We start from the raw sequence: 15900 nt of genomic DNA, 5'->3' as shown, positions 1-15900 counted from the left end.
TCATATTCTCCTGTAAAATGAAAGCTGGTTAAGTCCCAATGTATTTGTTTTAGAGGAATATTAAAGGTTTTAGCAACATTAAGGGCTATTTCGCTCTTGATAACCCCTAAAGAAGGATGGATAGCATCTAATGTTTTGGCTCATCACGGATTATGGTGATGAGAATAGGGTTTAAAGATTATATGTGTTTAACTAAAGCTAAATATACAATTGAGCTTCTTTGTTAAAAAAGATAAGCATACAATTATTTTTGCACCATATTATGCGAAGAGCCGAATCTTTCTCTCTGGTCTTTTCGCAATCTGTTGAATTTAAATTCAATCTCTGATGGCAATTTCATCTCTCGTTTTAATAGTTGAATCCTCTGGTCGCAAGCAACTGCCTCATCAGGTTCCTCAAAAATGACTAACGCAACAGTAAAAAATTGACTTGACCCTTGTTCAGTTTTAAATCCTGAATCACCTGATTCATCAACAAAGACTAACATTCCACCATAATCTTCTTCGCCAATATTGTCTCTCCTGCCAGATTATCCTGCACCTTGCAGGCAATGGTGTATTCACCCTCTTTGTCAAATTTATGCTTTACAGTTAAAATTGCCTCAAACCTTTCATTGTGGCCTTTAGGTTTTATCTTTTCTCTACAAAGGATGTAATCCTTATCAGCAGCAAAATGTCCCTCCTGATAGTCAAAATCCCATTGGCAATTAACCAAATAGCCATCCTCATTAGAAGAAAAGGCATCAATTGCCTCAAATTCGTATTCAAGGGAACTAATTTGCCTAACCCTAATATCACCGATTATCGGTGCTTTGGAAAATCTTAAGATAAATTCTGCCTCATCTACATCTTGAGTAACTATTCAGCCACAGTGGATACGGATGAAATACTGATTTTTAATAATAATTCAACCGGTAATATTCGGTAATGCTTTTTGATAAACTTTTTTTCAAAACCCATAATAGAAAATATTATCCACTTTAAATGCTGGTTTGATAATCTCTTCTGTAATTTTTTATGCTTTAAATCCCTTCTATTTTATCCAAAGTCAATCTGTGTTAATCCGTGGCTGAACAGTTACTTTTGTTTTAGTATATAATAGGCTGAATAGTAACAAATTCTCATACCCGAAAATCTTGTCCATCTCACATTTTATATAATGAGAAGCGTGCCAATCGCAATGGACATAAATAGAGCCCGTCTTTTTCAAGACCCGACGCATCTCCCAAAGCCTTGCATTGAGCCAGATAAGATAGGAATCAATTCCACCCTCCCAGATGTCATAAAAAGACCTTATTTCATTGGTATCCCCCCAGATGACATTATAATTTCTGCCTGAGAAAAATGGCGGGTCAATGTAGATAAGGTCTATTGTCTCTGAAGGAATGGTGCGCAAGACATAGAGATTATCCCCTAAGATAAGTTGATTAGGAGGCAGGTCTTCTTCATTAAAGATTACGGTATCGCCGTGATTTGGCGGATGAAGTCTTGGGATGCGGATATAGGGGAAGACCCTGTCAAATCCCTTATTCCCATCATATCCAAGGGGTGGCCGAGTAGGGGATGGTAGATTATGCACTCGCCTGCGAATCTTCTCGGAAACCAAAAAGACCTGCTTTTGCTCAGGCAATGCCTGCTTCTCTGACTCCTCTTGAATCCTCTGTAATACCTCTTGCGATTCCCCATTTTTGTCCTTAACAGCATTCATATTGTCAATTTCCAATCAATTCTAAAACCCTTTCTCTTGCTCTATCTATTTTATTTGGGTCTTTACCGCCGCCTGTTGCAAAATCTGGCCTTCCACCGCCGCCTCCGCCTGTTATTTTGCAGACCTCTTTTATAATGTAATCTGCCCCTGGTTTTAGATTGCCCTTTACCTTACAGGTCCAGAGGATGCTATCTTTGGTTTTAGAGCCAAGAAGGATAACGCCAGAATCCATTGCGTTTGCTATTTCGTCTATTGAGAATGAAAGCTCATCCTTTGATAGGCTATCAAATACCTCAAAAACAAGGCTTATATCCCCTACTTTTTCTGGAGCAATATTTTTTATTCCCTCTTTTAAAACCCCATACTTAAGGTGCCTTATCTTGTTTTCCTGCTTCTTATTTGCCTCTGTTAGAGCCTCTATCCTTTCCAATAGCCCCTCTTTTTCTTTGAGAATGTGTTGATATGCCAGATTACCTGTAAAAGCCTCAATCCTTCTTATCCCTGCTGAAACCCCTTCTTCTTTGACAATCTTAAAAAGCCCAATCTTTCCTGTTGAGGCAATATGGCATCCACCGCATAGCTCCTTGCTTTTATCGCCAATCATAACAACCCTTACTAATTCTTTATACTCATCGCCAAAGAATGCTAAAGCACCAAGGTCCTTTGCCTCTTTTATGGGGACATCCTTTAAGATATTAACCTCAAGATTCTCCATTATCATCCCATATACCATTTCTTCTATTTCCTGAATTTGGCTATGAGAAACCTTATTCGGATAGTTAAAATCAAACCTTAATCTATCCCTTTCAACCAGAGAGCCTTGCTGTTTTATGTGTTTCCCCAATATCTCCCTTAATGCAAATTGCAAAAGATGTGTTGCTGTGTGTGCCCTTTTTATTCCATCCCTTCTTTCTTTATCAACAGCAGCCTGAATAATATCACCTTCTAAAAGATTGCCTTCCCTTATCTTATGGATAATTGCCTCTCCATCCCTTTGTGTATCCTCTACATAAATTTTTATCCCATCCTTTTCAAATATTCCACAATCACCAACCTGACCACCCATTTCAGGATAAAATGGCGTTTTATCAAGAATGACAAATAGGCCATCCTGTTTTATTACCTTGCAACTAGCCTCAAGCATATCATAGCCTATAAACTCTGTTTTTATATTATATCCCCCTTGCTTCTGGGAAAATACTGCCTTTTTTCTTCCCCTCTCCCTTTGGCTATCCATCATTTTATTAAAGCCCTCCATATCAACAAATCTCCCCTTTTCCTTTATTATCTCCACAGCAAAATCAACAGGAAATCCATAGGTATCATATAGCTTGAAAAGATTAGCCCCTGCGAATACCTCCCCTGATTTGCTTATTTCTTCCTCAAGGAGCAAAAGACCCCTTTCCATCGTCTCATCAAATTTATCCTCTTCTAACTTTATAATATTGGCAATATGTTCCCTCTCCTTTTCAAGATAGGGAAATATCTTTGTTACTGGATAAACAATCTGCCATAGAAATAATTCCTTAATTTTGAGCTTTGGTTTTAAAGTTTTAAGTTTTCTTATCGCCCTCCTTATCAGGCTCCTTAAAACATATCCCCTTTCTTCATTTGATGGAATGATGCCATCATAGATAAGATGGGCAATTGCCCTTATGTGGTCTGCGATAATTCGGGATTCGGGATTCGGGATTCGGGATTCGGTTATGTAGTCAATGATTGGGGCAATTAAATCACACTCAAAAACCGCTTTTTTGCTCTGAAGGATCATAGCTAGCCTTTCAAGCCCCATTCCTGTATCTATGTTTTTCGCTGACAGGGGTTTAAGAGAACCATCTGCCTGCCTATCAAACTCAGTAAATACAAGGTTGTAAAGCTCCAAATACCTATCGCAATCACATCCTGGGGAACAGGATGGCTTTTTGCATCCAATGTCTTCTCCAAGGTCTATAATAATTTCAGAGCAGGGACCACAAGGGCCTGTTTCTCCCATCTTCCAGAAGTTATCTTCTTCTCCTAGCCTTATAATCCTACTTGGTTCAATAAATTTTTTCCAAATCCCCTCTGCTTCTTTGTCTTCCTTAAAAACCGAGACATAGAGCCTATCCTTTGGCAAAGAAACCTCTTTAGTAAGAAACTCCCATGCCCAGGCAATTGCATCTTCCTTAAAATAATCGCCGAATGAGAAATTCCCAAGCATCTCAAAGAATGTCAAATGCCTGGCTGTTTTTCCAACCCTTTCTAGGTCATTTGTCCTTATACATCGCTGGCAGGATACAGCACGGGAGAATTCCAAAGGCTTATTCCCAAGAAAATAGTCCTTAAATGGAACCATTCCGGCAACCGTAAATAAAACAGATGGGTCAGATGGAATAAGGCTTTTACTTTCACAGACCTTATGGCCTTTTCCCTCAAAAAATTTTAAGAATATAGACCCTATTTCCTGCCCCTTCATTATACCTTTATTTTATACTTAAAACGAGGTTGCTTTCAAGGAAAATATGTTGTTGCTAGGAATCTTTAAACCTTATCCTAATACACCATAATCCGCGATAGGCTAAATAGCATATTCTTAACATATTCTGCAATAGATAAACCTGCTGTAAAACCAGGGGATTCTATTCCGATTAGGTTGATAAAACCAGGCAATTCCTGCTTAATGATAAAATCAGAAGCAAACTTTGGTCTTATCCCTGACATATCACAAGATAAATCTTCAAGCTCTATAAATGGAAGAAATCTTTTTGCCTTTTCATAAAACTCTATCTTATGTGAGGAATCCACATCATAGCTTATATCCTTTACATAAAAAGCATTTGGTCCAAGCTTAAGGCTTCCTTGAAGATCTTGGACTGTATGAATCCCAAGCCCATCATTCTCTGGCACAGGATAGATTAGGTGATTAACTAGCCTTGATTTTTTACTTTCTACCTTAAAATATTCTCCCTTGCAATATTGAAGCTTATAATCAAATCCAAGCATATTTGCAATTTTATCTCCCAAAAGCCCAGCACAATTTATGACAATTTGAGCAAGAAAGGAAAAGATAGAGGAATCGCTATCCCTTACATCAATCTTATACCCATTTTCTTTTTTTTTAATTCCTATAACCTCACAATTATAAGCAAAAATAACCCCTTTCTCTTTTCCTAAAAACTCTAATACTTTCATTAGTTGGTGGGTATCTATGATGCCTGTGGAAGGGGAATATATAGCAGAAATTCCATAAATATTAGGCTCCATTTCTTTTATTTCCTTTTTTGACAATAGCATAAGGTCTTCTACCCCATTTTCACCTCCATTTTTAAGGAGCATTTCTAAGTTTCTAACCTCATCTTCATTGCAAGCAACAATAAGCTTTCCAATGCGATTATAGGGAATATTATATTTTTCGGAAAAATTGTAAAGAAGCATTTTTCCCTCTGCACAAAGCCTTGCCTTTAAAGAGCCATTTTTGTAATATATCCCTGAATGGATGACCTCGCTATTTCTGCTACTTGTCTCCTGGCCAAATGATTGATGCCTCTCAATAACTACAATGCTTCTTTTATTATCAGCCAATGTGCTGGCACAGGAAAGCCCTATAACGCCTGCACCAATAATAGCAATATCTATCTCTTCCATAAGTCAGAAGATTGTAAATTTTAAATTGTTTAGCTTTAGCTAAACACGCACTATTCCTCTTCCAGAAATTTTATGGAAAGGGAGCCTTGTATTGTGTTTCCAAGGTCTTGAAATGGAAGATAGGACATATCAAAGAAATATTTAGAAATCTTCAACCCAAAACCAAATGAAATTCCAGAACCAATGTCAGGCTCTGTGGAATAGCCTGCTCTTAAAAATACCTTATTCATCAATGTATGCTCAAAACCACATCTTAAAATTACATCAGAATCTATTGCTTTATCAATCTCTATTGTAGAAAGGAGGGTTTGAGAAAGGCAATTTATAGAAATTCCTCCCTTCATTGTAAGTGGTAGGTCTTCATTTTTATTTGCGTATTTTATTGATTTTCCAATGTTTGAAAGGCAAAGACCAATTGTAATATCCTTTAAGAATGGCTTATATTGAATTCCAAAATCAGCCGCACCTGTATTTACAGCCTTATCATCTATTGTTTCCCTTATAAATCTAATCGTAGAGCCAATTGCAATATCAGGGGCTATTTTTCTTCCATATCCCATACTTAATGAAATATCAGAGCAAGAGAATTTACCATCTTCTATTCCTCCATCTTTTGTTCGTAAAATTTCAGGGGTTTTAAGGTATAAAACATTAAACCCAAATCCACCTATTTCCTCTGTTCCCTGAATGTAAGATAGGGATGAAATGTCTATTCCAGCAAGGTATGAATTATAAGAAAGCCCTATTTCCTTTATCTTTGCATTCCCAAAAGATGCTGGGTTTTCAAATCCTGGCTCATCAACCCCAACAAATGCACCACCTAAAGAAGAAACCTTACAATCCTTAATTTTAAGAAATTGCAAAGGGCTCGTTGCCGTATAATCAACGCCCCATAAAAACCCACCAAAAACCAAAGATATAATTATTTTTCTCATCGTATGATTGCCAAAATCCCCTTTTGCTTATCATTCCCATTTTCTGCAAGCCATATATAAATTCCAGATGCAACAATCTTTCCATCCATATTCTTTGTATCCCATTGATAAGGAAACCCTGTTATTTCCCTTACAAGCTCCCCTGTTAATGTGAATATCCTTATTTTTCCTCCCCCTATTCCAGAAAATGTAACATTATTTACCTTACAGGGGTTTGGCCAAACCTTAACATTAAATGTTTGAAACAAGGCATCAATCCTATAAATTCCTGTTGATGATATATCTGCACTAACCGTTTTACTTCCTGTGTCAATAGAGGATGTAAGAAAAGAATTTCCTTGATAAATTACAAATGACCTTTCTATTTCAGGAGAAAATTGTCCATTGTATGGAATGGTAAGATTTGCAGAGATGCTTTTTATTTCAACATCTGGCATATCCTTTCTTATTGCTGTTATCCTTCTTCCTGTGTCAGAAAGGCCAGGAATAGATGAAAGAATTGAAAGATTTTCTATGGTAATCACCATAGGATATGGAATGCTATTTAGAATAAGGCTTGTGGGTGAAAATGTAATAGGCAAGCCAATGCTCGCTGTTCCTACCTCCTTTGAGGAAAACCTGGTATTCTCAATTCTTATGGTTTTTGTTGAGAAAATACCAATGCCCCAAGAATCATAGGGTGTAAGCCTTATTGTTAATGTTGTTTCTGTTTCAGCAAAATCAAGGCTTGAAGCCCAATAAATCTTTGCAATACCAGGGGCAAATGAAGAAGACCCATAAATTGATGCCTTTGTCCATGTGCCATTAAGGAGATAATCAAGAAAAATGGCTACTGTATCATAATCATCATCTGATAATTCAAAGGAGACCTCAATAAGCCCAGAATTGGATGAAAGGCTAATGTTTTTTACAATAGGCTGCCTATTTAGATTGTCCAATAAGAAGGAGATAGAAGAGGCTGTGCCGATTGCCTTATCCTTTGGTGTTATTCTAAAGTAAATCAGGGTTTTTGTTCCAGGAAGGTCAATGTTAGAATTCCATATAAATTCCTGGTCTATACCAAAGGAAGAGCCAACCAAATTTTCCTTTGGAGAGCCAAATGCTATCTTATAATTTATCCCATCAAGGGAATATTCTGGAATAATGGATAATGTATCACCATCTATATCATAGAGCTTATATTTCACAGAAATTGTTGAGACGCCTGTAATTATGGGAGAAAGAACACAAGAAGGTGGCGTGTTTGTCTCTTCCTTTAGTAGATATAGATAAACAGAGCCATTTCTATTCCCCAAAATAAGGTCATCTCTTCCGTCATTGTCCCAATCAGCAACAAAGCAAATGGCATTTCCAGAAACAGAGGGAGAAAAAAGCATCCTTCCATAATCATATAGAGGAGATTCGTCATTTCCATAATTTAAAAATAGCCATAGATTGCCATCTTTATCTCCAACAAGCAAATCCTTTTTTCCGTTATTGTTGTAATCAATAAAGCAAGGCGTTGAATTATATCCAGTATCTATCTCTGTATTTCCTGTTCCTAATAAAAGCTTTGTCCCTGTTGCAAATGATGGATTTTCATCTGTGCCATAATTAAGGTATAACCTAATGTAGCCATATTCATCACCAACAATTACATCTTTCTTTCCATCAAGGTTATAATCAACAACAACAGGCGATGCCATATTTCCAACATCCATGTCAGAGCCTCCCTGAATCCTTACCCCTTTTTGAAGAATGCCTCCAACATTTCTAAAGTAATAGATGTAGCCAAACCTATCTCCAACAAGGAGGTCTTTATTTCCATCGTTGTCATAATCACAAACAAAAGGAACAGCGAAACCTTCTACCTTAAGGTCTTTCATTACTTGCGTTGATGTAGATTCCCTTGCTTGAAGCCTTGAATATGAAGTAAAAATAGGGTTTTCATCTGTTCCAGAATTAAGGAATAGATAGACATATCCAAATTCATCTCCAATTAAAAGGTCTTTCTTGTAATCATTGTTCCAATCACAAACGCAGGGCGTAGAATATGCTCCTATATCAATATTCTTTCCACCTACAGAGATTGGAACAAGGTTTATCTTTGTTGTATTATCAACAGAGAATTGGCTTGTCTTGTAAGCCTGTCCCTGATTTGTCCCGTCGCTTGGCGTTATCTGAAGGGTTATATTATTGTAAATTCCCTGTCCTATATCAGCATAAGAATCCCAAACAAAGATATGGGATACACCAATAGGAGAAGAAGAAAGACTTATTTTCCCATCTCCACCATCAGCTGATGTTGCATCAATCCAATTGGTATTATCCTTTGAAAATTTAACATCAATTAAGCAAGTGTCAGAATCATCATCCCTTAAGGTATATGAGATGTTAATATTTCCAGATTGTGTTCCAATTGGTGTATTTACAACAACAGATGGTTGTATGTTTAAAATACTTGATAAACAAACAAATATTGTTCCATCCCCTCCTCCAACAATAAGGTCAGATGAACCATTATTATCCCAATCAGAGATTGCAGGGCTTGAGTTATCATTCGCCTTTATATCATTACCATCTAAAAACCTTAATCTTGTCTTTGTATTAAAGACAGGGGTTTTATCAGAGCCTGAATTTATAAATAGATACATCTCTCCATAGCCTGTTCCAATTATTATGTCTTTCTTATAATCCCTATTGAAATCTATGACAGATGGGCTTGTATCCTTTTCGTTGTCAAGGGGAATCTGCATTATTGTAGGGGTTGTAAAAATAGGGTTTATATCAGAGCCTATATTTAAAAATAGCCTTATCTCTCCAGATTGACAACCTGCAACAATATCCTTTTTTCCATCATTGTCCCAATCAAGGATGCAAGGTGTTGCATTATAACCTACATTATATGGTGTAGCATATGTTCCCTTTGCAAATATTGGGGCATCGTCTGTTTTTGTGTTTATAAATATGGTCATATTTCCATATTTATCGCCAACAGCAAGGTCTTTCTTTCCATCGTTATTCCAATCTATAGGATAGGGTGCTGAATTGTATCCTACATCCAGGTCCTCTGTTTGTGTCCCTGATGTCATTGAAAAGAAAAATCCATCTGTGAAAATAGGGCTATTGTTGTCTCCAGAATTGAGGAAAAGCCTTACCTTTCCTAAAGAATCACCTACAATTATGTCTTTTTTAGAATCATTATTCCAATCTATTATCTGGGGCTTTGAATATTCCCCAACATCTATAGGCTCTGGATTTCCATCTATCTTTTGGGTTGTATTAAATTCTGGCGGCTCACTAGCTTGATATTTTGTGTTTATAAATAGAAATATGCTTCCATTATCTGCTCCAACAAGCATATCATATCCACCCTCATTATTCCAATTACAGATAAATGGCGAGGCATAAAAGCCAACATCTATATCTTTGTTTGCAACCTTTGCCTTTTCTTTAAATGTAAATTTTGGGATAAATGTACCTGTCCCCATTTCTTGAACAGGGGTAAAGATATGAATATTTCCAAATATATCGCCAACAATCAGGTCTTTCTTTCCATCATTATCCCAATCTACCATTACAGGCTTTGCATTTTGTGAGACATCCAAGCTCAAAGAGCCAACCAATGTTTTTGTTCCAGCTGAAAGAATGGGCATATCAGCTCTTCCAATATTTCTAAAGAACCAGACATAGCCAGCCTCATCTCCAACAAGCAAATCAAGCAAGCCATCCTCATCTACATCAAATACAAAACAAGAGGCATTTTGTAAAGAGATTGTTTTATTATCTGCCTTTATCTTTTCAAAGCTAGAATATGTTGGAGGAACTCCCTCTATTACATCATTTATAGCCTTTGCAAGCCATATATTTCCAGCTCCATCTCCAATTAGCAAATCCAGGTCTTTTACGCTGTCCCATTGGCAGACAATTGGTGAACTATATCCTCCTTCAAGCTTAATATCCCCTGTATCTATGGTAATCCTTTTTCCATTTTCAAATTTTGGGTTATAATCCGTCCCAATGTTCTTATAAAATAAAATATATCCCTCCTTATTTCCAACAATTAAATCCTTCTTGTTATCATGGTCAAAATCAACAACATATATAGATGCATTCTCACCTGCATCCAAAACCTCTTTTGTTATATATTGTTTTCCCGTAAATACCAAAGATGAGGAAAATCCCAGTTTAAAGAAAAGGAGAAAAAAGAAAATTTTTTTCATCACCTAATACATCGGCATTTTTGTTAGAATACTTAAGAAGAATTTTTAGTTTTTAGTTTTTTATGCCCTAGGGTGAGCCTTATCGTATACCTCTTTAAGATGCTTTCTTGTAATGTGGGTATAGATTTGGGTTGTAGAAATGCTTTTGTGCCCAAGGAATTCCTGGACAGAGCGAATATCAGCCCCTTTTTCCAAAAGATGCGTTGCACAGGAATGCCTTAAAGTATGAGGGGATATGTGGGGAAGACCAGCTTTTTTCCTTATTTTATCAATGAGAAGCTCAATAGCCCGGCTAGAAATCCTCCTCCCAAATCTATTTAGAAAAAGGGGACCATCTTGCGAAGCCCTTGTTTTAAGATAATAAACCAAAGCATCCCTTGCATAAGAGCCAAATGGAATAAGCCTCTCTTTTTTTCCTTTAGCAACAACCCTTATTGTTTCATCAGATAGATTAATGTCTGATACATTCAAAGATGAAATTTCAGAAACCCTTATTGCCGTTGAATAAAAAAGCTCAACAATTGCCCTATTTCTTATTCCAAAACGGCCTAAAGATGATACATCAATCAAATTAAGAACAGAAGATGTATCAAGAAAATTTGGAAGCCTTTTTGGAAGCCTTGGCGTTAGGATTCCTGATATAGGATTATCCTTTGCTTCTTCATAAATGCACAGGAAGTTATAAAAGCTCCTTAAGGAGGAAAGCTTTCTTGCAATTGTCTTCTTTTTTCTACCCATTTTTACCAAGCTTCCCAAATATTCCCTTGCAATATGATAACTTGCCTCCCTTTTATTTAAAAAAGAAAACCAATCCCTTAAATCCATTTCATAATTTCTAATTGTATGGAGGGAATAATTTTTTTGAGAGAGGTATTCTAAAAACCTTTTTATTTTATTATTCACCTTTTGTATGAAATCCTATGCGATGCTTTGGTTTTTCTGGTGGAGACATCAATTGACGAATCGCTTCAAAGATACATTGAATTTCCCTATCATGTTTTTCAATCCTTTTCTCTAATTTCTCTAGTTTATATGCAAGTTCTTTATGGGTGGATAAAATTTGCCTTAGTTTTACAAATGCACGCATAATGGCAATATTTACCTGAATAGCCCTTTTGCTCCTTAACACGCTGGAAAGCATCACAACACCTTGTTCTGTAAATGCATAAGGGTTAGCACGTCGGACACCACCCCAGCTTGAAATCACAAATTGTGATTTCAAGTTTCTGTATTCTTCATCGCTTAATTGGAATATAAAATCTTCAGGGAATATTTCAATATTTCTTTTTATTGCTTGAACAAGCACCCTTGCTTTAACGCCATAAAGTTCAGCCAAATGGGTACTCAACATAATCTTCTCACCCTGCATTAGATAAATCTTTTTTCTATTGTTTCTTGTGAAATTATTTCCTTCATTTCAAAAATCCCTTATAACCATTCATTTAATCTTAAACACACAAAAATCGCCACACATTGTGCAGGAGGTTTTGTTTTTTAAGTGATAGCCCTTTACCTTTTTTGGGTCAATTGAAAGGATTTCTTGCTTTTTCCAATTAAGGTTCTTCCTTGCCCTAGCCATTTCTATATTCCTCTCTACTAATGCTTTTTTTCCCAAAGCAATATCAGCACAAATCCCAGCAATTTTTGCGGCAATCACGCCCTCCTTTACCTCGTCTGGTGTAGGAAGTGCAAGGTGTTCTGATGGCGTTACATAGCAGATAAAATCAGCTCCAGCCCAGGCAGCAAGGGATGCACCAATTGCAGATGTTATGTGGTCATAGCCTGGTGCAATATCACAAGGAAGTGGGCCAAGGAGATACAATGGTGCATTCTTTGTTATTTTCTTTGCTAATTTAACATTTGCGTTTATATGATTAAGGGGAAGGTGTCCTGGTCCTTCAATGATTACAGAAACACCTTCTTTGTGTGCCATATCCCTTAATTCTCCCAATTGTATTAGCTCTTTTATTTGGGCAGAATCTGAGGCATCAGCAAGGCATCCAGGCCTTAAGCTATCGCCTAAGCTTAATGCAACATCGTATTTTAAGGCAATCTTTAAAATATCCTCAAAATATTCATAAAGGGGGTTTTCTTTTTTATTTCTCTTCATCCAATTGTAAATAATTGCTCCACCCCTGCTTACAATAGGAATAAGCCTTTTTTCAATATCAGAAAAGAATTCCTGCCTTAAGCCACAATGTATTGTCATAAAATCAACGCCATCATTAGCCTGTTTTTCTATTACATCAAGGATAAGGGAGAAAGATATATCACTTATATTAGAAACAGAAGATGCCACTTGGTATATAGGAACTGTGCCAAATGGAATAGGGCATTCTGAAAGAAGAGCTTTCCTTATTTCATCAATATTTTCTCCTATAGACAAGTCCATAATCGCATCTGTTTCTCCATCAATTGCAGAATGTAGTTTTTTTCTTTCAAGCTCTAAAGAAGATGTGTTGGTTGATGAGCCAATATTTGCATTTACCTTCTTTAAAAGCCCTTCCCCAATGCCTTTAATCTTTTTTATATCCCTTTTTTTATTTTTTGGGATAACAATTGTTCCATTTTTTATTCCACTTATAATGGTTTTAATAGATAACCCTTCGTCTAAGGCTACCCTCTTTACCTCCTCTGTTATTATTCCCTTTTTTGCAGATAGTATCTGTGTCATTTTTTTCAAACACACAATCCAATAGATGCTATGTAAAAGCTAAACATTGGTTTAAAATTTCTTCCAGGTCATCTAGCTTTACCATACTTTGTCCATCGCAGAGGGCATTTTCTGGCTCTGGATGAACCTCCATAAATAAGCCATCAATACCGCAGGCACAAGCAGCACGGGAAAGATAGGGAACAAATTTTCTATTTCCACAGCTATGTGTTGCATCAAAGATAACAGGCCAGCCAAATTCCCTTAAGATGGGAAATGACCTAAAATCAACAACAAGATTGTTATACCCAAAGAATGTCCCCCTTTCTGTAAGAATGATTTTGCTATTTTTAATGGATTCTATCTTTTGGACAATATGTTTCATATCCTCAGCAGACATAAATTGACCCTTTTTTATATTAACAGGAACAAGGGTTTTTGCTGCCTCAAGAATCAAATCTGTCTGCCTGCATAGAAATGCTGGAATTTGGATTATATCTACAATCTTTGCTACCTCGTGTACCTCTGTCTTACAATGCACATCTGTTATAATGGGAATATCCAGCTCCTTCTTTATTTTTCCAAGAATCCTAAGCCCTTCCTTTATCCCTGGCCCTCTATACGAATCTATCCTTTTTCTATTTGCCTTATCATAGGATGACTTAAAGACAAATGGAATCTTTAGCCTTGCTGCAATCCTCTTTATCCTTAATGCTGTATTATATGTTATCTCCTCATTCTCAATAACACAAGGCCCTGCAATAAGGACAAATTCGCTTCCAATCTTTATATTTGAAACATTAACTATATTCATAGGTTTAAAAGGACATCCTTTATCTTTTCAATATCCCTTATAATCTCTCCCTCCTTTGCCCTTTCCTTTTCAATTATATCTTCTGGTGCATTTTGTAAAAATTGCTGATTTTTTAGTTTTAGCCTTGTCCTTTCAAGCTCCATATCCAATTTTTTAAGGTTTTTATCCAGCCTTTGCTTTTCTTTTTCTATCTCTATATCCATTATAAGATATACCTCTATCCCAGAGGCAACCAGCATAACAGATTTTTCTGGTCTTTCTATTTTTTCATCAAGGCTTAATTCACAATTTGCAAGCCTTTTTATATAATCTTTTCCCTCAAATTCCCTTGATTTTATAAAAACAGGAATAAGCTTATTAGGAATACCCAATATAGCCTTTATATTCCTTATCCTTACAACAATCTCTCTAATTATCTCCATCCTTTGCAAAGAATCTTTGTCTTCATTGATTGATGGCTTTGGCCATTCTTCTTTCATAATTGATTGAGTAAAAAACATCATCCATATCTTTTCTGTAATAAATGGGATGAATGGATGAAGAAGCCGCAATATTATGCAAAAGCTTTCCTTTAAAAGATATAAAGCCTCTTTTCTCCTCTCTTTAAACTCATCCTTTTCAATCTCCAAAAACCAATCGCAATACTCATGCCAGAAAAAGCTATATAAAGAAGAGGATGCCTCATTAAAGGAAAATTCCTTTAAGTAGGCGTTTGTCTCTTTAATTACTTGATTTAACCTTGTAAATATCCATTTTTCAGCAAGGGTTTTAGGTTCTGCCCTCTGCCCTCTGCCCTCTGCCCTCTGCCCTCTGTTGTCTGTTGTCTCTATGCCCAGATTCATCAAGATAAACCTTCCTGCATTCCATAGCTTATTCATAAAATGCTTATAACCCTCTATCCTTTCCTCCTTTATCAAAATATCCCTTCCAGGGGAACACATAGCAGATAATGTTAGTCTTAAGCTATCGCATCCATATTTCTCAATAAGCAAAAGGGGATCAACGATATTTCCAGATGACTTGCTCATCTTCTTTCCTGTTTCTGTCCTTATTAGACCATGGATATAGACATCCCTAAATGGGACATCATCCATAAATTTCAATCCCATCATTATCATCCTTGCAACCCAGAAGAATATAATATCAAAGCCTGTAACCAGAACAGATGTTGGGTAGAATGTTTTAAGGTCATCTGTTTCTTTTGGCCAGCCAAGGGTAGAAAATGGCCAAAGGGCTGATGAAAACCATGTATCCAAAACATCATTATCCTGAACTAATTCTTTACTTCCACAATATGGGCAGACCTCTGGCGTATCAATAGAAACTATCATTCCATTTTGCATTTTGCATTTTGCATTTTGCATTTTTTGGCAATACCAAACAGGGATCCTATGCCCCCACCAGATTTGCCTTGAGATGCACCAATCCCTTATATTGCCCATCCATTCAAGGTATATCTTTTCCCAATTATCTGGAATAAACCTTATTTTCTTTTCTAAAACACAAGAAATACCCTTTTCTGCCAAGGGCTTCATCTTAACAAACCATTGCTTTGATAGATATGGCTCAATTACAGAATGGCACCTATAACAATGGCCAAGGTTGTATTTGTAAGGCTCTATTTTCTCAACAAGACAGCCCAAATCTTCAATGAGCCTTTTTCTTGCCTCATTTCTATCCAAGCCTTTATATGAAAAGCTATTTTCATTCATCATCCCCCTTTCATCTATTACCTTTATTTGAGAAAGGTTATGTTTTTTTCCAATAATAAAGTCATCTGGATCGTGTGCGGGTGTTATTTTTAAAGCACCTGTCCCAAAATCCATCTTGACAAAAGAGTCTGCAATTATTGGAATTTCTCTATTTGCAATGGGAAGGAGGGCTTTTTTTCCAATTGTGCTTTTATACCTTTCGTCATCTGGATTAACAGCAACGGCTGTATCTCCAAGCATTGTCTCAGGCCTT

The 15900-nt window shown here is 36.5% G+C and carries 12 protein-coding genes; all 12 read right to left on the bottom strand.

Annotation, left to right across the window (positions count from 1 at the left end):
- Positions 1–244: 244 nt before the first annotated feature.
- Positions 245–487 carry a DUF3800 domain-containing protein gene (locus tag AB1630_04810; protein MEW6103124.1) on the bottom strand — a complete coding sequence of 81 codons (243 nt, stop codon included), beginning with the start codon at positions 485–487 and terminating at the stop codon, positions 245–247.
- Positions 481–714: a hypothetical protein gene (locus AB1630_04805; protein MEW6103123.1), complete on the bottom strand. Its 234-nt coding sequence runs from the start codon at positions 712–714 to the stop codon at positions 481–483. Before AB1630_04805 ends, AB1630_04810 begins: the two co-directional genes overlap by 7 nt.
- Before the next feature lie 333 nt (positions 715–1047).
- Complete coding sequence (locus AB1630_04800) at positions 1048–1707, bottom strand: DNA methyltransferase (protein MEW6103122.1); 660 nt, start codon at positions 1705–1707, stop codon at positions 1048–1050.
- A 4-nt stretch (positions 1708–1711) separates the two neighbouring features.
- Positions 1712–4162 (bottom strand): alanine--tRNA ligase, encoded by a 2451-nt coding sequence (gene alaS, locus AB1630_04795; GenBank protein MEW6103121.1) that lies wholly within the window; start codon positions 4160–4162, stop codon positions 1712–1714.
- A gap of 77 nt (positions 4163–4239) precedes the next feature.
- The gene (locus AB1630_04790; GenBank protein MEW6103120.1) at positions 4240–5331 is read right to left on the bottom strand and encodes an NAD(P)/FAD-dependent oxidoreductase; all 1092 of its coding nucleotides are present in this window, start codon (positions 5329–5331) and stop codon (positions 4240–4242) included.
- A 50-nt stretch (positions 5332–5381) separates the two neighbouring features.
- A complete protein-coding gene (locus AB1630_04785; GenBank protein MEW6103119.1) occupies positions 5382–6266 on the bottom strand; it encodes a PorV/PorQ family protein in 885 nt (294 codons plus the stop codon).
- A complete protein-coding gene (locus AB1630_04780; GenBank protein MEW6103118.1) occupies positions 6263–10468 on the bottom strand; it encodes a VCBS repeat-containing protein in 4206 nt (1401 codons plus the stop codon). Before AB1630_04780 ends, AB1630_04785 begins: the two co-directional genes overlap by 4 nt.
- 60 nt (positions 10469–10528) lie before the next feature.
- Positions 10529–11371 (bottom strand): site-specific tyrosine recombinase/integron integrase, encoded by an 843-nt coding sequence (xerA, locus tag AB1630_04775; GenBank protein ID MEW6103117.1) that lies wholly within the window; start codon positions 11369–11371, stop codon positions 10529–10531.
- Complete coding sequence (locus AB1630_04770) at positions 11364–11837, bottom strand: ORF6N domain-containing protein (GenBank protein ID MEW6103116.1); 474 nt, start codon at positions 11835–11837, stop codon at positions 11364–11366. The genes xerA and AB1630_04770 overlap by 8 nt, the downstream gene beginning before the upstream one ends.
- Before the next feature lie 69 nt (positions 11838–11906).
- The gene (gene thiC, locus AB1630_04765) at positions 11907–13142 is read right to left on the bottom strand and encodes a phosphomethylpyrimidine synthase ThiC (GenBank protein MEW6103115.1); all 1236 of its coding nucleotides are present in this window, start codon (positions 13140–13142) and stop codon (positions 11907–11909) included.
- A 28-nt stretch (positions 13143–13170) separates the two neighbouring features.
- Complete coding sequence (gene kdsA, locus AB1630_04760; GenBank protein MEW6103114.1) at positions 13171–13935, bottom strand: 3-deoxy-8-phosphooctulonate synthase; 765 nt, start codon at positions 13933–13935, stop codon at positions 13171–13173.
- Positions 13932–15900: valine--tRNA ligase (locus AB1630_04755; GenBank protein MEW6103113.1), on the bottom strand; the 1969-nt coding region annotated here is incomplete at its 5' end. The genes kdsA and AB1630_04755, both read right to left, overlap by 4 nt.

Source organism: bacterium (assembly GCA_040753555.1).
In the GTDB taxonomy this organism is placed as follows: domain Bacteria; phylum UBA9089; class UBA9088; order UBA9088; family UBA9088; genus JBFLYE01.
Note: the sequence above shows the minus strand (reverse complement) of the source record. Positions and strands in the feature narration are given on the sequence as shown.